The sequence below is a fragment of the Solibacillus sp. FSL R7-0682 genome (genome assembly GCF_038005985.1).
In the GTDB taxonomy this organism is placed as follows: domain Bacteria; phylum Bacillota; class Bacilli; order Bacillales_A; family Planococcaceae; genus Solibacillus.
The window spans coordinates 968,302-988,659 of the sequence record NZ_JBBOUI010000001.1; the positions used below are offsets into that span (position 1 = coordinate 968,302).

A 20,358-nucleotide genomic window follows, 5' to 3' on the forward strand; every position below is an offset into this window, starting at 1 on the left:
TTCTTTAGTAGTAATCAAGCCACTAAAAGAAGTTAAAGTGTCTGGCAGATTACATATGTCGAGACATAATTATAAATAGGGGGATCTACCAATGACAAAACAACGTCTATGGACTTCATTACATACGTATGAAGATATTAAGTATGAGTACTACAACGGTATCGCGAAAATTACGATTAACCGTCCAGAAGTACGCAATGCTTTCCGCCCAAAAACAACGGCGGAATTAATTGATGCATTTACACGTGCACGTGATAACGAAAAAATTGGCGTAATCATCTTAACAGGTGAAGGCGAGCATGCATTCTGTTCAGGTGGCGACCAAAAAGTGCGCGGCCATGGTGGTTATGTAGGCGATGACCAAATTCCACGTCTAAATGTATTAGACTTACAAACATTAATCCGCAAAATTCCAAAACCAGTTGTAGCAATGGTTGCAGGTTATGCAATTGGTGGTGGACATGTATTACACGTAGTATGTGACTTAACAATTGCTGCGGACAACGCCCGATTCGGTCAAACTGGTCCGAAAGTTGGTTCATTCGATGCTGGTTACGGTTCAGGCTACTTAGCACGTATCGTAGGTCATAAAAAAGCACGTGAAATCTGGTACTTATGCCGTCAGTATGATGCGCAACAAGCACTTGAAATGGGCTTAGTAAATACTGTTGTACCTTACGCTGAATTAGAAGATGAGACAGTTAAATGGTGTGAAGAAATGCTTCAAATGTCACCAACTGCTTTACGCTTCTTAAAAGCTGCAATGAACGCAGATACAGACGGTTTGGCTGGTATTCAACAGCTTGCTGGTGATGCAACACTTCTTTACTACACAACAGATGAAGCAAAAGAAGGCCGTGACGCATTTAAAGAGAAACGTCAACCTGACTTCGGTCAATTCCCACGTTTCCCTTGATCGGCTAGTTTCTATGACAATGAAAGGGTGTTCCGTAAAGCGGGGCACCTTTTTTAATATCAATTAATTAAAACGATACAACAATGTTTCAAGTTAAGGGGGAATGAATGATGCAGCCGAATTGGATTCAACAACGAGCATATTTAACACCAAATCGAATCGCATTAAGCTATCAGGAAGAACAATGGACGTTTTTACAACTAGATGAATTATCAAGAAAGATTGCCTATCAGTTACATGCATGTGGTTTATCCAATGGGAAACGTATAGCTATATTAGCTCCATCTACACCACAGCTTATTCAAGTGTTATATGGCTGTATGCAAGCGCAATGTGAAATGGTGCTATTAAATGGAAGACTATCAAAACAGGAGCTAGCGTATCAAGTAGCAGATGCGGAAGTGGATGGCATTCTAGTTGCAGATAGTGATTTAGATAAGCTTACAGCCGATAAACGTATTCTTTCATTTACACAACTCCACGAAAAAATACCGGAACCATTTGAAATTGCAGCCGAATGGGATGAGAATTTTGCATTAACAATTATGTACACTTCAGGAACAACTGGCTTTCCTAAAGGTGTATGTCAAACAGTTGGAAATCATAGCTCAAGTGCTTTAAGTTCTGCATTAAATTTGGGGATTTCTCAGGAGGATGTTTGGTTATGTACGGTTCCGATTTTTCATATAAGTGGTTTTTCAATCGTAGTGCGATCACTTTTATACGGGATGAAAATACGCTTATATGAGAAATTCGATGCGCTACGCTGTGCACAAGAAATTGTAAGGGGCACTGTTACAAAAATGTCTGTAGTAGCGGTGACATTAGAAGCCATTTTAAACGAAATGGAGCAGCTTAAAACAATAGCACATCCAAACTTTACAACGATGTTAGCAGGTGGGGGCCCAGTTCCAGTAGATTATTTGAAGCGTGCAATAGAGTTGAAATTACCGGTTGCACAAACATACGGAATGACCGAAACTGCTTCACAAACGGCTACTTTATCTAATGAAGATGCATTAACACGTCTTGGTTCAGCTGGTAAGCCCTTATTCTTTAATCAAATACGAATTAATAAAATTGATGATGAAAAAGTAGGAGAAATACTTATTCGAGGTCCTCATGTTACCCCTCGTTATGTGGGGAAATTTAAACATAAGGAGACGATGATTGACGGCTGGCTTCATACTGGAGATTTAGGTTATTTAGACGAAGAGGGGTATTTATACGTAGTAGATCGACGCTCAGATTTAATAATTTCTGGTGGAGAAAATATATACCCTGCAGAAATTGAAAATGTCCTATTAGCACATCCAGCCATAAAGGAAGCAGGGGTATGTGGTATTGCTGATGACAAATGGGGGCAAGTGCCAATTGCCTTTATTGTAACGAAAACAGATGTAAATGAGACAGCGTTGTTTAGTTTTTGTAAAAAAAATTTGGCGAATTATAAAGTTCCCAAAAAAATTGTTCAAGTGGATTGTCTACCTAGAAATGGTGCAAATAAACTGCTTCGAAGAAATTTAATTGAGCTATTATTAGAGGAAAAATAAAACCATATAAATTCATAAATTAATGTTCAAAGCACTATACAAATCATAAACTATGTAAATGTATAGTGTTTTTTTGTAATGTTTCATAAAGGTATTTTTCTTATAAAATTGGTACATGTTAGAAAATAGTAGCATTCGCAAATAATTGTTTGAGGGGGAGGAATTTTTAAAATTTACTTAGGAGGGATTATTGATGAAAAGACTTTTATATTCACTCTGTATAACAATCTTATTAATGAATATTTTACCAAATCAATTGGCCGAATCAACAAATGAAGTATATGCAAATGGTGTTACAACTGATAAAACAATAAAAAATGATATTCTGTATCATCTAAGTAATTTTAATACCGACTTTACACTTACGTATAAAGGGGATTATACAAACGTAAAAGCTGTTATCCAAAAAGCAATGGACGAAATTCGCAAAAACAACCAATATATTTATGAAAATATTTCAAAGTGGCAAATTGCGATAAAATATCGAGGGAATAGCGGTACGCTAACATTCCAAATAAATTATTTAACTGATAAGGAAAAAGAAAAGTATGTAACTGCTGAGGTGAAAAGGATACTACCTCAAATTATTCAAGAAGGAGCATCTGAATATGAAAAAGTAAAGGCAGTACATGACTATATTGTGTTGAACAGTAGCTATGCTAGCAATACAAAAGGTAGCCAATATATTACGTATACGTTATTAACTGAAAACCAAGGTGTATGTCAGGCATATGCTTTACTCATGTTGAAAATGTTAGAAGAGCTCAAGCTTAATGCAAAATATGTCAAGGGCTATTCCAATAATGAACGGCATGCATGGATTTTAGTAAAGGTTGATGGTGCATGGTACCATGTTGATCCAACGTGGAATGATCCGATTAACAATGAGCCAGATAAAGTACATTATAATTTCTTCATGCTAACGGATAAGGAAATCGCTACCACACATAATTGGGAAAAAACCGAGTATCCTGCTGCTGTGAGTGAAATATATATAAATTCTCAAATGACAATGACAAATGAAGTATTTATGATGACCGATGATTTCTATTCATTAGCAAAAAAGTTCATAAAACTTATCAAATGGTAAGCACAATGCCCACTGTCTCGAATGAAACAGTGGGCATTACGTTTTCATTTATTTTTCTAATGCCTGTTTTAATACGTCCATATTTTTGCGCATTAATGTAAAGTAATCTTCATTGTTAGCAATGTCTTCTTTTGTTAAAACACTTAAATTATGCAAGATTAACGTATTAGCACCAAGTTCATTTTGGATGATTTTTGTTAAATTTGACGATACATTTTGTTCAAAGAATATATAGTCAATGTCTTCCTTTTTAGCTAAATCGACAATCGAAGTTAATTCCTTTTGAGAAGGCTCACTTTGTGAATTCAATCCAGCTACAGGCACTTGCTCAAAGCCATAGTGACCTGCGATATAACCAAATGCAGCGTGAGATACGAAGAATGTTTTTTTAGTTGTTTCTTTAGCCATTGCTTCAAAATCTGCGTGTAATGTATTTAAGTCTGCTACCAATTCGTTGTAGTTTTCAATGAAAGTTGTTTCTTGCTCTGGTAAAGCCGCAACCAATTGCTCTTTAATGGATAGGGCAAGCTGTTGCGAAATAATTGGAGATAGCCATACGTGTGCATCATGTTCAGTATGGGCATGATCCTCATGGGATTCTTCTTCATCGTGCTCATGTTCATGATTATGGTTTTCTGTAGTAGCTTCAGCATGTGTATGACCAGTTGAAATGTGAAGTTGCTCATCCGTTACTGTTTCTGCAGTTGCGACTAATTTTACGTCCTCATTTGCCAATGTCTTTTTTGCATTTTCAACAAAGCCTTCAAGACCTAAGCCAATGTAGAAAAACAGGTCCGCATCTGCCAATGCCATCATATCTTTTTGGGTAGGCTCGAACGTATGCTCATTTGCCCCAGCAGGATAAATCGATGCTACATTTACAGCATCGCCACCAATACGCTCTGTAAAGTATTGTAAAGGATAAACAGTAGTATAAACGGATAATTTATTAGAAGATTCTTCTTCAGTTGTTTTATCAGTAGTTGGATTGTTGGAATTACATGCGGCTAAAAGCAATGACAACATCCCCATCAAAAAAAGTAATTTTTTCATTTTAATACTCCTTAAATAGTAATTGTTACGATTTAAATTTTTTTAACATTTTTAATCATACAAGATGATAGGCAAAAAAACAATAAAAAAACCTTCGAAATTTATTTTTTTTTCGAAGGCCATTTATCTGGTACTGGATCAAAGCCACCAGGATGAAGCGGTTGGCATTTTAAAATCCGAATAACGGTCATAATAAAACCTTTAATCGCACCATGTTTTTCAATTGCTTCTATGCCATAACTAGAACAAGTTGGATGGAAACGGCAAGAAGGGGGTTTCATTGGGGATAAATATTGTTGATATAATCGAATGAACTTAATAAATATTTTCTTCATTGTTGCTTTTGCTCTCCATTTTTATAAACTCGGATTGGTTTATCATCCACCGTTTGCTTTAATGTTACGTTGTTTTTCTTCGTAAGTAAAACAATTGCACATGCAAATATCCCGATGATTGTGATGATAATAATTAGTACGATAGGCAAGCTCATGTTTTTCACCTCAATTGTTTATAGTATATTTTACATTAAAAAGCATTGCGAAATATGACTAAACATTGAATTTAATAGGTTTTAATCTAACCAAGAAAGGAAATAGTAAGTATTAGTATAATAAATTCAGCAATTTGACACATCCTAGTCATGTAGGATGTATTATGATTATGTTGATAATATTTATCAATTAGGGTTGAAACTTCAACTTGGAGTTTTAAATATATTTTATGAGGTGAATGGAATGGCAAAACAAGAATTAAACAAACAGTTAAATGAGTTAGTAGCAACATGGTCTGTATTGTACACAAAGTTACATAACTTCCACTGGTATGTAAATGGACCATCATTCTTCACATTACACACAAAATTTGAAGAGCTATACAATGAAGTAACGCTAAATTTAGATGAGGTAGCTGAGCGAATCTTATCACGAGGTGGTAAGCCTGTCGCGACACTTTCAGAGCATCTAGAATTATCGATTATAAAAGAAGCTACTGGTAAAGAAACAACGGAGGAAATGGTGCAATCAACTATTTCGGATTTTGAAACGATAATGAAAGCGCTGAAAACTGCAATGGAGACTGCTGCAGAAGAAGGCGATGATCGTACAGAGGATTTATTAAATGCTAACTATCAAAGTTTAGAAAAGCATGCGTGGATGTTAAATGCATTTTTAGGCAACTAATAACGAATGATGACGACTCCTTTTATTGGGGTCGTCTTTATTTTACCTTCTATTCCTAACGTATAGTTTGGAGCTGATTCGCAAATCCTTTGAATGGAGGTGAATGGATTTGGAAAAGCAAAAAATTTATGTATCGGTCGCAAATTTAACTTGTAATTTTTACCCTGGACCTTCTTATGAATTTGTTTTGCATATGGATCCAATTAAGGCCCGTGTATTTTCAAAATTGTTTTCTCAAATGAATAGGTTAGAAGCTTCAAATGCATTTCGTGCACATATGCCCTTCATTCCTTATCATATGGACCAATTAAATCACGATCTCGACAATCGCTTACAAAAATTGTATGCACTTATACATGAGTTTGGAGATGAGGAAGCAAAAAAGTTTGTTGAACAGCTTCCATTTTTCCGTAAACGTGCTTATTTCTAAGTTGCTTGTCATGTCGTCGTTCGCTACACTAAATAGTAGGAGTTGAGCGATGCGATGTTTACTTTTATTGATGAAAACGGGTTAAATGTAGATTTACGATTTGATGAAGGACCATTTGAAATAGAGCCAAAACATGTGTTGGTGCTTGTACAGTATAAAGGGAAGTGGCTTTGTACAATTCATCATCGACGCGGGGTAGAGTTTCCTGGTGGCAAACAAGAAGTTGGAGAGACATTAGTAGAAGCTGCCATTCGAGAAGTATATGAGGAAGCCACTATAATAATTAATGATGTGAAATGGTTTGCCTACTATATAGTTCATGATGAAATACCATTTTGTAAAGCAGTTTTTACCGCAAAGGTAAAGGAAATCCAGGACTTTGAAGGGGATCATGAAACTGAAGGTAGGGTATGGTTAACAGAGGAAGAACTATGGCAACAACCGAATTTAAGCTTTTATATGCGTGATGCGGGAATGAAAAAGATGCTACAGGAAGTGAAAAGTCATGGATAACAACGGTGAAATCTATGCAATGCGTCCATATCCATCGCCCAATCCTCATATTCGCTTAGATGAAGTAATTTATTGGTCACAAGGTTTACGTGTAAAAGGATTACTAGCCAGACCTAAAGATCCAGGGAATTATGATGGACTCCTTTATTTGCGTGGTGGTTTACAATCTATTGGCATGGTGAGACCGGCTAGAATTGCCCAATTTGCTGCACAAGGTTTTGTTGTCTTTGCCCCGTACTATCGTGGAAATCGTGGTGGAGAAGGTAAGGATGAATTTGCTGGCGCGGATCGTTTTGATGCAGTTTATGCAGTTGATGTATTAAAACAATTTATACGTCAGCAAAAAGTACATTTATTCGGCTTCTCACGTGGCGGATTAATGGTTTTGTGGACTGCAATTTTACGAAATGATATTCAATCCATTGTTACGTGGGCAGGTGTTTCGGATGCAAGCGCAACTTATTGGGAACGGGTTGATATGCGTAGAGGTTTGAAGCGAATAGTTGGTGGTACTCCAAATAAAGTACCTGAAAATTACGAGGAGCGTACCCCTTTATTTGAAATAGATGAAATTGACGCACCTGTTCTAATTATACATGGGACGGACGATCAGCATGTCGATATAGAACATGCCTATCAACTGGAGCATTATTTAAAACATCAAGGAAAAGACGTCGAAACATGGTTTTCTTCTGGATTGAAGCATCATTATCCTCCTAAGTTCAATTACAAAACGGTTCGAAAACTATGTGAGTGGATGAAGCTTCAATAATGTATAAAGAAAGACACGCTATCAGCTGTTGCTAATAGCGTGTCTTTTTATGATATAAAAATATAGGAAGTTTATTCCACAAGTCCACTGTTATAGCGGAGAGGACGATTGTTTATAACGACACCTTCCTCCGAATAAACGTTATGTCGTGTAAAGTCATTAGCTATTATGCTAATGGACCACCTTTTTTCACGATTGCTTCATCTACATTAGCAAATTTCGTGAAGTTGTTTTTGAATAAATGTGCAAGCTCTGCTGCTTTTTTATCATAAGCTGCTTTGTCTGACCAAGCATCACGAGGATTCAATACCTCCGTCGGAACACCTTCAACTGCTACTGGGATATTTAATCCGAATACGCCATCTTGTGTCGTTTCAACGTCATTTAACTTGCCATCAATGGCAGCGCGTACCATTGTACGAGTGTAAGAAAGTTTCATACGGTTACCTACACCGTATTCGCCACCAGTCCAACCAGTGTTTACTAAAAATACTTGTGAGCCATGCTCATCAATTTTCTTACCTAATTGCTCAGCGTAAACAGTTGCTGGTAGTGGTAAGAATGGAGAACCGAAGCATGTAGAGAATACTGGCTCTGGTTCTGTAACACCGCGTTCAGTACCTGCTAATTTAGATGTGAAACCACTTAGGAAGTGGTACATTGCTTGCTCTTTTGTTAATTTTGAAATAGGAGGTAATACCCCAAATGCATCTGCTGTTAGGAAGATGATTGTTTTTGGGTGACCTGCTACAGATGGTAATACAATATTATCAATATAATCGATTGGATATGCCACACGAGTATTTTCAGTTAATGAACCGTTATCGTAATCACATACACGAGTTTCTGGATTTACTACTACGTTTTCTAATACAGAACCAAATTTAATGGCATTATAAATTTCTGGCTCTTTTTCAGCAGAGAGGTTGATTGTTTTTGCATAGCAACCACCTTCGATATTGAATACGCCGTTGTCAGACCAGCCGTGCTCATCATCACCGATTAATTTACGGTCAGCATCAGCAGATAAAGTCGTTTTACCAGTACCTGATAAACCGAAGAATAAAGCTACGTCGCCTTCTTCACCTACGTTTGCTGAACAGTGCATCGGGAAGATACCTTGCTCTGGTAATAAGTAGTTCATGATGCCGAAAATTGATTTTTTCATTTCACCTGCATACTCAGTACCACCAATTAAGATGATTTTCTTTTCTAAAGATGTTATGATGAATGTTTCAGAACCGGTACCATCAACTTCTGGATTTGCTTTGAAGTTAGGTGCAGATACAATTGTGAAATCTGCAACATGTGAAGCTAATTCTTCTGCTGTTGGACGGATGAATAATTGATGACAGAATAGGTTATGCCAAGCATATTCATTGATGACTTTTATCGATAATTGTGAATCTTTGTCGGCACCTGCAAAACCATTAAAAACAAACAGTTCGTCGCGTTCTTTTAAGTAATTAATAACTTTAATGTATAAATTGTCGAATACTTCAGATGAAATCGGTCGGTTTACTTTACCCCAGTCGATTTTGTCTTTTGATCCATCTTCTTCAACCATATATTTATCTTTAGGGGAACGACCAGTATACTTTCCAGTTTCAGCTGCGATTGCACCGTCAACAGTTAACATTGCTTCTCCACGTGATGTTGCTTTTTCAACTAGTTGTGGAACGGATAGTTGTGTGTTAATATTATCCCCGTTTAAAAGTTCTTTCAGCTCGTTAGCAATTTCTACCGAATTCATCGCTTAAGTACCATCCTTTTTTATAGTATTCCCTTTATAGGGGAGTTGTTTGTTAATTCAAAAATAGTATAACACATTGCATCCAATAATCTATACTAATTATGAATTATTTTTTCTGATTTTTTTAGTGTAATAAATACGACAAAATTTGTTGACATAAAATGCGTTTTTTCGTAAGATATTTAATTGAACGGATACTCTTATCCCGAGCTGGTGGAGGGGCAGGCCCTATGAAACCCGGCAACCTGCAATACGACTTTTCGTAACGTGTTGGTGCCAACCTGATGCAAGGGAAACTCCCTTGAACGATAAGAGTGAAAGGTAACGAAAGATAACATCCTTTCCTCACGCGTGATGAGCGCGGCAATGAGTGAAGGGATTTTTTTATTGTTTTTATAATAAAAAAGAATTTAATTTTTAATAAAATAGATAAATTGCAGCCTTTCAAAACCTCGTGTTAAAGCAGTATAGCTTGACGTTTATTTTTATAAACGGACATGGGTAATGAGTACCGTATCATAACAAACAAAACAATCGCAAAAGTGAATTAGGAGGAAGTAAAATGACAAATCGTCGACTGTTTACATCAGAAAGTGTAACGGAAGGACATCCGGATAAAATTTGTGACCAAATTTCGGATGCTATTTTAGATGCCATTTTAGCAGCAGATCCAAATGCACGTGTAGCTTGTGAAACAACGGTAACAACAGGCTTAGTATTAGTATCTGGTGAAATTACAACTTCTACGTATGTAGATATGAAAGGAATTATCCGTGACACAGTAGCAGAAATTGGCTACACACGTGGTAAATATGGTTTTGATGCTGAAAACTTAGCTGTTCTTGTAGCAGTTGGAGAGCAATCTCCTGACATCGCGCAAGGTGTTGACCAGGCGCTCGAAGCTCGCGAAGGTTCAATGACAGATGAAGAGTTAGAAGCTATTGGTGCAGGAGACCAAGGGTTAATGTTTGGTTACGCTTGTAATGAAACACCAGAGCTTATGCCTCTACCAATTTCTTTAGCACATAAATTAGCACGTCGTTTAGCAGAAGTGCGAAAATCAGGTGAATTAGATTATTTACGTCCAGATGGTAAAACACAAGTAACAATTGAGTACGATGAAAACAACCAACCAGTACGTGTAGATACAATCGTTATTTCAACTCAACATGATGAAGAAGCGACATTAGAACAAATTCAATCAGATATGAAAGAGTTCGTTATTAAGCCGGTTGTACCAGCTAATCTTTTAGATGAAGCGACAAAATACTTTATCAACCCAACTGGCCGTTTTGTAATCGGTGGACCTAAAGGGGACGCAGGATTAACAGGTCGTAAAATTATCGTAGACACTTACGGTGGTTATGCACGTCACGGTGGTGGAGCATTCTCTGGTAAGGATGCAACAAAGGTTGACCGTTCAGCAGCTTATGCTGCACGTTATGTTGCCAAAAATATCGTAGCAGCAGGCTTAGCTGACCGTGCAGAAGTTCAATTAGCATATGCAATTGGTGTAGCACAACCAGTATCGATCGCAGTAGATACTTTCGGCACAGGGAAAGTGGGAGAAAGCCAAATCGTAGAATGGGTACGTGAGCTATTTGATTTACGTCCTGCAGGCATTATTAAAATGCTGGATTTACGACGTCCAATTTACAAACAAACTGCAGCATATGGTCATTTTGGACGTACGGACTTAAATGTTCCTTGGGAAAAAACAGACAAAGCAGCAGAATTAAAAGTTAAAGCGGGACTATAAAAAATATAAGGAGCCAATGTAAACAAATTGTTTATATGGCTCCTTTTTGTAAACGGAAAGTTAAAAAATGGGCGGAAACACTATATAATAGGAAGAAAGTCAAATACAACCGGTAACGCTAGTTTGTTGTTACTTTTGTAATGATTTATAGTATTGTCCTTTTTCTACGTATTCACGAATAATACGATCCATGTCTGCGCGATCTTCGGCCGTTACTTCACGGACCACCTTTGCTGGACGCCCCATTGCTAATGTATTTGGGGGGATTTTTTTTCCTGGTGGTACAAGACTACCTGCGCCGATAAAGGCACCCTCACCGATTTCTGCACCATCCAAAATGATGGAACCCATTCCAATTAACGCTCGTTTCTTAATAGTACAGCTATGTAAGGTAACTTGATGGCCAATTGTTACCTCATCTTCTATGATTAACGGGAATGCAGGGCTTTGGTGGAGACATGATAAATCTTGTATACTAACACGCTCGCCAATTATTGTCTTGTTAACATCGCCACGTATGACAGTATTGAACCAAATGGATGTTTCTGCACCAATTGAAACGTCACCAGTAACTGTTGCATAGTCTGCAATAAATGCAGAAGGGTGAATCGAAGGAGTTTTATCTTTATATGGGTAAATCATACTAAGTACCTCTTTTCTTGTATAAAATAGTAATTCATTCTATTAGTATCGTATCAAATGAAAATAGATTTTCAAATAATATTTCTTTTTCTGTTGGATGCATTATAATGATAGAAGTTTCGTATGAAGGAGGTTTGACCATGTGGAGATGGGAAGCTGAAGGGCAACCGAAAGCAGTAGTAGCAATTCTTCATAGTGCATATGAAAATCATCGCTGGTACGCATGGTTAATTGAGAAGTTTCGAAGTGCGGGTTTTCATGTCGTTATGGGTGATTTACCCGGTCATGGAGATCAAGCGAAATATGCTAGATACCACGAAGAAGACTTTAAGGAATATTTTACATATACTAAAATATTATTAAAAGTAGCACTTGAATATAATTTACCACTTTTTATTGTTGGAAATGGATTAGGGAGTACAATTGCGATGCAAGTACTTCAAAAAAATAAAACCGAATATGCAGGTGTCATATTGACGTCACCTTGGCTCCATTTAAAATTGACACCAGGTAAATTATCGAACGCTCTATCAAGTTTTAGTGCCATAACTTCAAACGTAAAATTAAAGCATGAAATAAATTTACAACACTTTTCAAGAAATACAGATGTATTAATGGAACTAAAGGAAAATTTACCGCTTAATAGTATGGTAACGGTGAAATGGTACCGGGAGTGGCAACAGCTAACACGTACTTTCCGTGATCCAGAATATAAATTTCCTAATATCCCGCTGCTAGTCATGACAGGCGAAAATGATAAATTAACAGATATATCCATTACAAAAAAATGGTTACTTCAACAATCATTATCTGAGTTTCACTATAAAGAATGGCATGGCTGTCTACATAGTCTCTATTTCGAATTAGAAAGAGAAGATGTTTTTCAATATACTATTGACTTTATTAATAATGTTTTACGGAATTTAGGCTATATAATTGAATGACGACGAACCTAGCAAATACTATTTTTTGTTAGGTTTTTTTATTTCTAGAAAAAAATATATCGAAATTTTAGAAAATTTGTAATATACTAAATTTCAAATTAATACATTAAATTTAAAGGAGTGTTTCAATGGATTTTATTAATGATTTTGTAAACTGGGCTAACGGTATATTATGGGGTCCAGTCATGATTTACGGAATTTTAATCGTTGGATTATTCTTCTCGATTCTGACAAAATTTGCTCAAGTTCGTTTAATTAAAGACATGTTTAAACTTATGTTCAAGGGACAAAAATCAGATGCGGGTGTATCTTCATTCCAAGCGATGTCGATTGCCTTATCAGGTCGTGTTGGTACGGGGAACATTATTGGTACAGCTTCTGCGATTGCATTTGGTGGACCGGGGGCAGTTTTTTGGATGTGGGTTACTGCATTCATCGGTGCATCAACTGCTTATATGGAGTCAACATTAGCTCAAATTTACAAGGAAAAGAAAGATGGCCAGTATCGTGGTGGTCCAGCATTCTACATTGAAAAATCAACAGGTATTCGTGCACTTGGTGTAGTGTTTGCGATTGCGATGATTTTATCGGTAGCTATTTTAATGCCTGGTGTACAAGCTAATGCAATTGCTGGGGCAGTGGATAATGCTTTTGGAATTGATCCATGGATTACAGGTTTAGTAACAGTTGTATTGCTTGGGATTATTATTTTTGGTGGTATTAAACGTATTGCCAATGTAGCACAAATTTTAGTGCCATTTATGGCATTAGCTTACTTGCTTGTAGCATTTATAATTATTTTAATGAATTTTTCAGCTGTACCCGATGTATTAGGATTAATTTTCCGAAGCGCATTTAGTCAAGATGCAGTGTTTGGTGGTATGATTGGTAGCGCAATTTTCTGGGGAGTTAAACGTGCAATCTACTCTAACGAAGCTGGTCAAGGTACAGGCGCTCACCCAGCTGCGGCTGCAGAAGTGTCCCATCCTGCAAAGCAAGGTCTTGTACAAGCCGCATCAATCTATATTGATACATTATTAGTATGTTCTGCGACAGCATTAATGATTTTATTCATGGGTACATACAACGTACATGATGGTAGTCAAGATGGTCCATTAATCGAAGCAAAGATGGATGAAACAATTACGTACACAGGCTTTACACAAGCAGCGGTAAATGATGCATTCCCATCATTAAATAATTTCGGTTCAGGGTTCGTTGCGATTTCATTATTCTTATTCGCTTTCACTACGTTAATGGCATACTATTACATTGCGGAAACAAATGTTTCGTACATGCTAAAAGGTAGAACAGAAAAAATAGGTATTTTTATAATGAAGTTTGTATTATTAGCGTCTGCGTTCTATGGAACAGTTAAAACATCAGACTTGGCATGGGCGTTTGGTGATGTAGGATTAGGGTTAACGGTTTGGATTAACGTAATTATGATGCTATTCATTATGAAACCAGCACTTATTGCGTTAAAGGATTATGAGCAACAGAAAAAAGAAGGAAAAGACCCAGTATTTGATCCAATAAAGTTAGGAATTAAAAATGCAGATTTCTGGGAAACGTATAAAAAATAAATAAGGAAGGAGTAGCCAATTTATTTTGGCTGCTCCTTTTTCGATTGATAAAAGTTCGTAAGCCTTTCGAATAATTCAGCAGGAAAATCCTTTTGACCACGAATAAATTTTTCCAATAAATTATAATAACAAATTGTTAAATACTGCTGATTATGATGATTTTCGTACGGTATATAAATCTCGGTACATTTAATGTCTTTAAAATAGTTGGCCATTTTGTCCTTCGTACGGATGTTAATTTGACGATGAATCATTTCCTCAAGAACGACCTGCGTATAACAATATAAATCTTCTTTCGGGTATTCATAAATGTAGTTAATTAAAATATGTTTGTCTTCTTTGACGTAAATACTATTTAACTCTCTCCACTGAGCGAGTAATTGACTTTTCGGTAAATATGGAATTAAATCGACATGCCAAAGTCGCATCTTATCATCCTTTCTTTACTAACTAAAAGGGAGCTAAGAATTCTTAGCTCTCCAATGGAATGTTTTTCACTTTTTCTAATGCGATTATAAAAGGTGGTTCGTTTTTTTGATTGATAAATTCATAGCGTAATACATGAACATATTTTTGCGGTAACTCACTAACGAAATGAATGATTGCATCGCGTTCCTCTTTACCACCTTCATGACCATGATAAACTACTAAAACAATAATGCCTCCAACTTTTAATAGCTTTAATAAACTTTCGATTGCCTGTATCGTCGTATTGGGCTTTGTCACAAGGTCATGATTACTACCTGGCAAATAGCCGAGATTAAAAATAGCACCTGCAACAGGCTTGGTTACATACTTTGAGACATTTTCGTGACCATCTTTTAACACGATTGCACGGTGTTCTAATGCATTGTCAAGTAAACGGTGGAGTGTTGCATCGACTGCTTCTTTCTGTACGTCAAAAGCGTATACATACCCCTCATCTCCGACTAGATTCGCTAAAAATAGTGTATCATGACCATTTCCCGCGGTTGCGTCGACTGCAATATCGCCTTCAGTAATCGACATTTTTAGTAAGGTTTGTGCATATTGAATAACTCGTTCTAATTTCATTTACTTGTCACATCCGCATTATAATACTTCCCTTGCCACGAGTCGCGGCGCTCAAGTTCTGCATCAATGCCGTTTAAAACTTCCCACTTATTAACTGACCACATAGGACCGATCATTAAGTCGATTGGACCGTCACCTGTAATACGATGAACAATCATTTCCGGGGGAATAATTTCGAGCTGATCCGCCACAAGTTGCGTATATGCGTCTTTTTCCATGAATTTTAGCATACCCTTTTCGTATTGTTTGACAAGTGGAGTCCCTTTTAATAAGTGAAGTAAATGAATCTTTATGCCTTGCACGTCTAATTTTGCCACTTCACGCGCAGTCTCCATCATCATATCGTAATCTTCTAGTGGGAGACCATTAATAATATGTGTAACGACACGAATACCATGTTTTCGAAGTTTATTGACACCTTCAACATAGGTTGCATAATCATGCGCGCGGTTAATTAAATTTGCTGTCTTTTCATGCACAGTTTGTAGGCCAAGCTCTACCCATAAATAAGTGCGTTCATTTAATTCTGCTAAATATTCGACTACATCATCTGGTAAGCAGTCTGGACGAGTAGCAATTGATAAGCCCATTACACCTTCACAAGCAAGAGCTGCTTCAAATTTTTCTTTTAGCACTTCAAGCGGAGCATGTGTATTTGTATATGCTTGGAAGTACGCCATTGTTAAGCCATCTTTCCATTTGTTCTCCATCTTCGCCTTGATTTGTTCAAATTGTACTGAAATCGGGTCAACTTTATTTCCTGCAAAGTCGCCTGAACCAGCAGCTGAACAAAATGTACATCCACCAAATGCAACTGTACCGTCACGATTTGGACAGTCAAAGCCCGCATCTAAAGCTACTTTATATACTTTTTTACCAAATTCATTTCGTAAATATCGATTCCATGTATAGTAACGCTTTCCATCTGATGGGAAAGGGAATTTATTTTCAGTCATTAGTCTGTTCACTCCTCTAACGTTTTATTTTATCATGGAGCTACAGTCAGTACTAATAGAAAATATTTTTCTTGAGTAATTTCCTAAAGAAGCTTAGAATAGTCGATTGTGAGTGAAATATTAGGAGGAAATTCATTGTGCCAAAACAGGTTTGGTTTTTAATTGTTGGAACGTTTGTGAACACAATCGGCAATTCATTTTTATGGCCTTTAAATAGTATTTATATACATGATCATCTAGGTAAAACATTGACGGTAGCTGGCTTTGTTTTAATGTTAAATTCTCTCGCTGGAATATTTGGAAATATATTAGGGGGATATTTGTTTGACCGACTGGGTGGTTATAAAGCAATTTTAATTGGCGTTCTTTTAAATTTAGGTGCCATTCTCTTATTAACGATTTGGCACGATTGGCCACAATATGTGGTGTTTTTAACGTTGCTAGGCTTTAGTGGTGGAATGGTTTATCCGGCTATCTATGCAGTTGCGGGCAATGTTTGGCCTGAAGGTGGGCGTAGAGCTTTCAATGCCATTTTTTTAGCGAATAATGTAGGGGTTGCTATTGGACCTGCTATGGCAGGTCTTGTTGCAGACGTGAATTTTGAATGGGTATTTTACGCCAATTTAATCGCATATGTAATGTTCTTTTTACTTGTTGTATTAACTTACAAACGCTTTGATGGGAAGCCTACTGCAAGAAAAAAATTACAAACAGAAGCAGAAGTAAAAAGGTGGAATGGTCCAGTTATTGCACTATCGATTTTAAGTATTTCATTAGTATTTTGTTGGATGGCGTATTCTCAATGGAGCGCAACCATTTCGTCTTATACCCAATCTTTAGGAATGAGCTTATCTGAATATAGTCTACTTTGGACAATAAATGGAGTGATGATCGTTGCTGTTCAACCGCTAATTAAACCCCTTGTGACGCGTTGGGAGCAAAAAATTAAACATCAGCTCGCACTAGGGTTAATATTAATGTCAGTTTCGTTTTTTGTTGTTTATTTAGCGGGCGATTTTAAAATGTTTGCAGCAGCAATGATCATTTTAACGTTGGGTGAAGTATTCTTTACGCCAGTTATTCCAATGATTGCAAACAAATTAGCACCACAAGGTCAACAAGGATTTTATCAAGGACTTGTCAATAGTGCAACGACAATTGGGCGTATGCTTGGACCTTTATTTGGTGGGTTAATGGTCGATATTTACGGTATTCAAGTATTGATGCTTATTTTAACTGTAATATTACTAGTAGCAATCATACCGTGCTTATTATTTGATCGTAACTTAAAAAATAATGAGCTTATAAAATAAACAAAAATAGGGTAAATTGTCAGTAAGCATAAAACAGCCACTTGTGCTTTTGAACGGAATCCATTAATATTAACTAAATAACAATATATAACTGTGATGAGGAATAGTAGATGGTCGCACTTTTAAGAGAGCTAGCGGGTGGTGTAAGCTAGTATGTGTCAAATCGAACTCGCCTCGGAGTTAGCTTCGGTGAACTTTTAGTAGCTGTAAGCCGTGTATTCGCGTTAAGAATTTAAGCTGAGTGCTGTGTCACTAATTTGGGTGGTACCGCGGGAGTAATATAACCTCTCGTCCCTTCTTATTTACTAAGAATGGGGCGAGTTTTTTTATTGTTCAAATATTCAGTTAATTATTTCGAGTGCGAGTTTCAATAAGAGAAATCACAGAATCAATTTATAAAAGGAGGAAAAATAATGAGCTTTAATCATCAACAAATCGAAAAAAAATGGCAGGCATTTTGGGATGTTAACAAAACATTCAAAACAGAAAACGAAGTAGAAAAACCAAAATTCTACGCATTAGATATGTTCCCTTATCCATCAGGTGCAGGTCTACACGTAGGTCACCCGGAAGGTTATACAGCGACAGATATTTTATCTCGCTTTAAACGTATGCAAGGATACAATGTACTTCATCCAATGGGTTGGGATGCATTCGGGTTACCAGCTGAGCAGTATGCACTTGATACAGGAAATGACCCAGCTGAATTTACTGCAAAAAATATTGCTACATTTAAGCGTCAAATTCAAGAGCTTGGCTTCTCATACGACTGGGATCGCGAAATTAATACAACGGATCCAGAATACTACAAATGGACACAATGGATTTTCACAAAGCTTGTAGAAATGGATTTAGCTTATGTAGACGAAATCGCAGTAAACTGGTGTGAAGCATTAGGCACAGTGCTTGCAAATGAAGAAGTAATTGATGGCGTTTCTGAGCGCGGAGGTCACCCGGTAGTACGCCGTCCAATGAAGCAATGGGTACTACGTATTACACAATACGCAGACCGTTTAGTTGATGATTTAGAAGAAGTAGATTGGCCGGAATCAATTAAAGAAATGCAACGTAACTGGATCGGTCGTTCTGAAGGTGCACAAGTGAAATTTACAGTAGCAGGCACTGATAAAGGCTTCGAGGTATTCACAACTCGTCCGGATACATTATTCGGTGCAACTTACTGTGTACTTGCGCCAGAGCACAAGTTAGTAGCGGAAATAACTTCTCCAGAGCAAAAGGAAGCAGTAGAAAGCTATTTAGAAAAAGTATCATTAAAATCTGACTTAGAGCGTACAGATTTAGCAAAAGAAAAAACAGGTGTGTTCACAGGTGCTTATGCTGTCAACCCAATTAACGGGAAAGAAGTGCCAATTTGGATTGCAGACTATGTATTAGCAACATATGGTACAGGTGCTATTATGGCAGTTCCTGCCCATGATGAGCGCGACTATGAATTCGCGAAAGAATTTGGTTTAGAAATCACATCTGTATTAGAAGGTGGCGACATTGAGAAGGAAGCGTTCACTGGTGACGGTGTTCACATCAATTCTGATTTCTTAAATGGTTTAAATAAAGAAGAGGGTATCTCAAAGGCAATTGAATGGTTAGAGGAAAATGGTGTAGGTGAAAAGAAAATTTCTTACCGTTTACGTGACTGGCTATTCTCTCGTCAACGTTACTGGGGTGAGCCAATTCCAGTAATTCACTGGGAAGATGGCACAATGACAACTGTACCTGCAGAAGAATTACCATTAGTATTACCGAAAACAGACAATATCCGTCCTTCAGGTACAGGTGAATCACCACTTGCGAACATTGAAGAGTGGGTAAATGTAGTAGATCCTATAACAGGTAAGAAAGGGCGACGTGAAACAAACACAATGCCTCAATGGGCTGGTTCTTCATGGTACTTCCTACGTTATATTGATCCAAAAAACACAGAAGCAATCGCAGATCCAGAGCTATTAAAGCGCTGGTTACCAGTTGATATTTATATCGGTGGTGCTGAGCATGCCGTACTACACTTACTATACGCGCGCTTCTGGCATAAAGTACTTTACGATTTAGGCGTTGTTCATACAAAGGAACCATTCCAAAAGCTATTTAACCAAGGAATGATCTTAGGTGAGGGTAATGAAAAAATGTCGAAGTCAAAAGGGAATGTTGTTAACCCTGATGATATTATTGAATCACATGGTGCGGATACATTACGTCTATATGAAATGTTCATGGGTCCACTTGAAGCTTCGGTAGCATGGTCTACGAACGGTCTTGATGGTGCACGCCGCTTCCTAGATCGTATTTGGCGCCTGTACGTTACAGATGAAGGAAAGCTTTCGAGCAAAATCCAACCATCTAACGATAAAGCATTAGAAAAAGTGTACCACCAAACTGTGAAAAAAGTGACAGACGACTACGAAGGTATCCGTTTCAATACAGCCATTTCACAAATGATGGTATTCATTAACGACTGCTACAAGGCAGAAGTAATCCCTACTGAATACGCAGAGGGCTTTGTAAAGCTATTATCACCAATGGCGCCGCATATTGCAGAAGAACTATGGTCAATTTTAGGTCATGAAGGCACAATTACGTATGTATCTTGGCCAACATATGATGACTCAAAATTAGTAGATGATGAAATTGAAGTTGTCGTTCAAGTATTAGGGAAAGTACGTGCAAAAGTAAACGTTGCAAAAGATACTTCAAAAGAAGAATTAGAAAAAGTTGCGCTTGAAGATAGTAAAGTACAGGAATTTATCGAAGGAAAACAAATTGTGAAAGTCATTGTTATCCCAGGAAAATTGGTTAATATCGTTGTAAAATAATAAAAATGGCTGTCCACTA

The 20,358-nt window shown here is 37.1% G+C and carries 20 protein-coding genes, 1 riboswitch and 1 other annotated feature; of the genes, 12 read left to right on the forward strand and 8 right to left on the reverse strand.

Going from position 1 to position 20,358, the window contains the following annotated elements; translation table 11 throughout:
- The first annotated feature begins 91 nt into the window (after nucleotides 1-91).
- The 3 genes from menB (at nucleotide 92) to MKZ17_RS05040 (ending at nucleotide 3,559) form a co-directional block, all read left to right on the forward strand.
- Nucleotides 92-916 carry a 1,4-dihydroxy-2-naphthoyl-CoA synthase gene (gene menB / locus MKZ17_RS05030; protein WP_340722664.1) on the forward strand — a complete coding sequence of 275 codons (825 nt, stop codon included), beginning with the start codon at nucleotides 92-94 and terminating at the stop codon, nucleotides 914-916.
- Between the two features lie 110 nt (nucleotides 917-1,026).
- Nucleotides 1,027-2,469, forward strand: a complete 1,443-nt coding sequence (locus MKZ17_RS05035) for an o-succinylbenzoate--CoA ligase (RefSeq protein WP_340722665.1) — start codon at nucleotides 1,027-1,029, stop codon at nucleotides 2,467-2,469.
- 193 nt (nucleotides 2,470-2,662) lie between these two features.
- The gene (locus MKZ17_RS05040) at nucleotides 2,663-3,559 is read left to right on the forward strand and encodes a transglutaminase domain-containing protein (RefSeq protein WP_340722666.1); all 897 of its coding nucleotides are present in this window, start codon (nucleotides 2,663-2,665) and stop codon (nucleotides 3,557-3,559) included.
- Nucleotides 3,560-3,607: 48 nt separating this feature from the next.
- On the opposite strand, the gene MKZ17_RS05045 is transcribed toward MKZ17_RS05040, so the two are convergent.
- From MKZ17_RS05045 to MKZ17_RS05055, 3 genes are all read right to left on the reverse strand, one after another.
- A complete protein-coding gene (locus MKZ17_RS05045) occupies nucleotides 3,608-4,612 on the reverse strand; it encodes a metal ABC transporter solute-binding protein, Zn/Mn family (protein WP_340722667.1) in 1,005 nt (334 codons plus the stop codon).
- Between the two features lie 101 nt (nucleotides 4,613-4,713).
- Nucleotides 4,714-4,947, reverse strand: a complete 234-nt coding sequence (gene yidD / locus MKZ17_RS05050; RefSeq protein ID WP_340722668.1) for a membrane protein insertion efficiency factor YidD — start codon at nucleotides 4,945-4,947, stop codon at nucleotides 4,714-4,716.
- Nucleotides 4,944-5,102, reverse strand: a complete 159-nt coding sequence (locus MKZ17_RS05055) for a hypothetical protein (protein ID WP_340722669.1) — start codon at nucleotides 5,100-5,102, stop codon at nucleotides 4,944-4,946. Before MKZ17_RS05055 ends, yidD begins: the two co-directional genes overlap by 4 nt.
- A gap of 244 nt (nucleotides 5,103-5,346) precedes the next feature.
- Here MKZ17_RS05055 and MKZ17_RS05060 point away from each other — a divergent pair, with 244 nt between their 5' ends.
- The 4 genes from MKZ17_RS05060 (at nucleotide 5,347) to MKZ17_RS05075 (ending at nucleotide 7,505) form a co-directional block, all read left to right on the forward strand.
- Nucleotides 5,347-5,790, forward strand: coding sequence for a Dps family protein (locus MKZ17_RS05060; protein WP_340722670.1), 444 nt, complete (start codon nucleotides 5,347-5,349; stop codon nucleotides 5,788-5,790).
- Nucleotides 5,791-5,899: 109 nt separating this feature from the next.
- Nucleotides 5,900-6,220 carry a transposase gene (locus MKZ17_RS05065; protein ID WP_445326897.1) on the forward strand — a complete coding sequence of 107 codons (321 nt, stop codon included), beginning with the start codon at nucleotides 5,900-5,902 and terminating at the stop codon, nucleotides 6,218-6,220.
- 54 nt (nucleotides 6,221-6,274) lie between these two features.
- The gene (locus MKZ17_RS05070; RefSeq protein ID WP_340722673.1) at nucleotides 6,275-6,733 is read left to right on the forward strand and encodes an NUDIX domain-containing protein; all 459 of its coding nucleotides are present in this window, start codon (nucleotides 6,275-6,277) and stop codon (nucleotides 6,731-6,733) included.
- Nucleotides 6,726-7,505, forward strand: a complete 780-nt coding sequence (locus MKZ17_RS05075) for an alpha/beta hydrolase family protein (protein ID WP_340722674.1) — start codon at nucleotides 6,726-6,728, stop codon at nucleotides 7,503-7,505. Before MKZ17_RS05070 ends, MKZ17_RS05075 begins: the two co-directional genes overlap by 8 nt.
- Before the next feature lie 166 nt (nucleotides 7,506-7,671).
- Here the strand turns inward: MKZ17_RS05075 and pckA are convergent, their stop codons facing one another.
- A complete protein-coding gene (gene pckA / locus MKZ17_RS05080; RefSeq protein ID WP_340722675.1) occupies nucleotides 7,672-9,258 on the reverse strand; it encodes a phosphoenolpyruvate carboxykinase (ATP) in 1,587 nt (528 codons plus the stop codon).
- A 197-nt stretch (nucleotides 9,259-9,455) separates the two neighbouring features.
- Nucleotides 9,456-9,573, forward strand: a riboswitch (SAM riboswitch).
- A gap of 247 nt (nucleotides 9,574-9,820) precedes the next feature.
- Between pckA and metK the strand changes: the two genes are divergently transcribed.
- Nucleotides 9,821-11,017 (forward strand): methionine adenosyltransferase, encoded by a 1,197-nt coding sequence (gene metK / locus MKZ17_RS05085; RefSeq protein WP_340722676.1) that lies wholly within the window; start codon nucleotides 9,821-9,823, stop codon nucleotides 11,015-11,017.
- Nucleotides 11,018-11,146: 129 nt separating this feature from the next.
- On the opposite strand, the gene MKZ17_RS05090 is transcribed toward metK, so the two are convergent.
- Nucleotides 11,147-11,659, reverse strand: a complete 513-nt coding sequence (locus MKZ17_RS05090; RefSeq protein WP_340722677.1) for a gamma carbonic anhydrase — start codon at nucleotides 11,657-11,659, stop codon at nucleotides 11,147-11,149.
- A gap of 140 nt (nucleotides 11,660-11,799) precedes the next feature.
- Here MKZ17_RS05090 and MKZ17_RS05095 point away from each other — a divergent pair, with 140 nt between their 5' ends.
- Together MKZ17_RS05095 and MKZ17_RS05100 are read left to right on the forward strand one after the other, a co-directional pair.
- A complete protein-coding gene (locus tag MKZ17_RS05095) occupies nucleotides 11,800-12,603 on the forward strand; it encodes an alpha/beta hydrolase (protein ID WP_340722678.1) in 804 nt (267 codons plus the stop codon).
- 128 nt (nucleotides 12,604-12,731) lie between these two features.
- On the forward strand, nucleotides 12,732-14,189 hold the full coding sequence (locus MKZ17_RS05100; RefSeq protein ID WP_340722679.1) for an alanine/glycine:cation symporter family protein: 1,458 nt from the start codon (nucleotides 12,732-12,734) through the stop codon (nucleotides 14,187-14,189).
- 20 nt (nucleotides 14,190-14,209) lie between these two features.
- Here MKZ17_RS05100 and MKZ17_RS05105 read toward each other — a convergent pair whose 3' ends face one another.
- From MKZ17_RS05105 to MKZ17_RS05115, 3 genes are read right to left on the reverse strand one after another with little or no spacing between them, the layout of a single operon-like run.
- Complete coding sequence (locus tag MKZ17_RS05105) at nucleotides 14,210-14,617, reverse strand: pyrimidine dimer DNA glycosylase/endonuclease V (protein ID WP_340722680.1); 408 nt, start codon at nucleotides 14,615-14,617, stop codon at nucleotides 14,210-14,212.
- A gap of 43 nt (nucleotides 14,618-14,660) precedes the next feature.
- Nucleotides 14,661-15,242 (reverse strand): class I SAM-dependent methyltransferase, encoded by a 582-nt coding sequence (locus tag MKZ17_RS05110; protein WP_340722681.1) that lies wholly within the window; start codon nucleotides 15,240-15,242, stop codon nucleotides 14,661-14,663.
- Nucleotides 15,239-16,198 carry a TIGR01212 family radical SAM protein gene (locus tag MKZ17_RS05115; RefSeq protein WP_340722682.1) on the reverse strand — a complete coding sequence of 320 codons (960 nt, stop codon included), beginning with the start codon at nucleotides 16,196-16,198 and terminating at the stop codon, nucleotides 15,239-15,241. The genes MKZ17_RS05110 and MKZ17_RS05115 overlap by 4 nt, the downstream gene beginning before the upstream one ends.
- Nucleotides 16,199-16,335: 137 nt before the next feature.
- Between MKZ17_RS05115 and MKZ17_RS05120 the strand changes: the two genes are divergently transcribed.
- Nucleotides 16,336-17,511, forward strand: coding sequence for an MDR family MFS transporter (locus MKZ17_RS05120; protein ID WP_340722683.1), 1,176 nt, complete (start codon nucleotides 16,336-16,338; stop codon nucleotides 17,509-17,511).
- Nucleotides 17,512-17,595: 84 nt separating this feature from the next.
- Nucleotides 17,596-17,810, forward strand: a binding site (T-box leader).
- Between the two features lie 114 nt (nucleotides 17,811-17,924).
- Nucleotides 17,925-20,339, forward strand: coding sequence for a leucine--tRNA ligase (gene leuS, locus MKZ17_RS05125; RefSeq protein ID WP_340722684.1), 2,415 nt, complete (start codon nucleotides 17,925-17,927; stop codon nucleotides 20,337-20,339).
- Nucleotides 20,340-20,358 lie beyond the last annotated feature (19 nt).

Coding starts and splice junctions, on each gene's coding strand:
- MKZ17_RS05105 (WP_340722680.1), bottom strand. CDS start 14,617: ATGCGACTTTGGCATGTCGATTTAATTCCATATTTACCGAAAAGTCAA.
- MKZ17_RS05100 (WP_340722679.1), top strand. CDS start 12,732: ATGGATTTTATTAATGATTTTGTAAACTGGGCTAACGGTATATTATGG.
- leuS (WP_340722684.1), top strand. CDS start 17,925: ATGAGCTTTAATCATCAACAAATCGAAAAAAAATGGCAGGCATTTTGG.
- pckA (WP_340722675.1), bottom strand. CDS start 9,258: ATGAATTCGGTAGAAATTGCTAACGAGCTGAAAGAACTTTTAAACGGG.
- MKZ17_RS05035 (WP_340722665.1), top strand. CDS start 1,027: ATGCAGCCGAATTGGATTCAACAACGAGCATATTTAACACCAAATCGA.
- metK (WP_340722676.1), top strand. CDS start 9,821: ATGACAAATCGTCGACTGTTTACATCAGAAAGTGTAACGGAAGGACAT.
- MKZ17_RS05110 (WP_340722681.1), bottom strand. CDS start 15,242: ATGAAATTAGAACGAGTTATTCAATATGCACAAACCTTACTAAAAATG.
- yidD (WP_340722668.1), bottom strand. CDS start 4,947: ATGAAGAAAATATTTATTAAGTTCATTCGATTATATCAACAATATTTA.
- MKZ17_RS05075 (WP_340722674.1), top strand. CDS start 6,726: ATGGATAACAACGGTGAAATCTATGCAATGCGTCCATATCCATCGCCC.
- MKZ17_RS05115 (WP_340722682.1), bottom strand. CDS start 16,198: ATGACTGAAAATAAATTCCCTTTCCCATCAGATGGAAAGCGTTACTAT.
- MKZ17_RS05045 (WP_340722667.1), bottom strand. CDS start 4,612: ATGAAAAAATTACTTTTTTTGATGGGGATGTTGTCATTGCTTTTAGCC.
- menB (WP_340722664.1), top strand. CDS start 92: ATGACAAAACAACGTCTATGGACTTCATTACATACGTATGAAGATATT.
- MKZ17_RS05095 (WP_340722678.1), top strand. CDS start 11,800: ATGTGGAGATGGGAAGCTGAAGGGCAACCGAAAGCAGTAGTAGCAATT.
- MKZ17_RS05090 (WP_340722677.1), bottom strand. CDS start 11,659: ATGATTTACCCATATAAAGATAAAACTCCTTCGATTCACCCTTCTGCA.
- MKZ17_RS05055 (WP_340722669.1), bottom strand. CDS start 5,102: ATGAGCTTGCCTATCGTACTAATTATTATCATCACAATCATCGGGATA.
- MKZ17_RS05060 (WP_340722670.1), top strand. CDS start 5,347: ATGGCAAAACAAGAATTAAACAAACAGTTAAATGAGTTAGTAGCAACA.
- MKZ17_RS05040 (WP_340722666.1), top strand. CDS start 2,663: ATGAAAAGACTTTTATATTCACTCTGTATAACAATCTTATTAATGAAT.
- MKZ17_RS05070 (WP_340722673.1), top strand. CDS start 6,275: ATGTTTACTTTTATTGATGAAAACGGGTTAAATGTAGATTTACGATTT.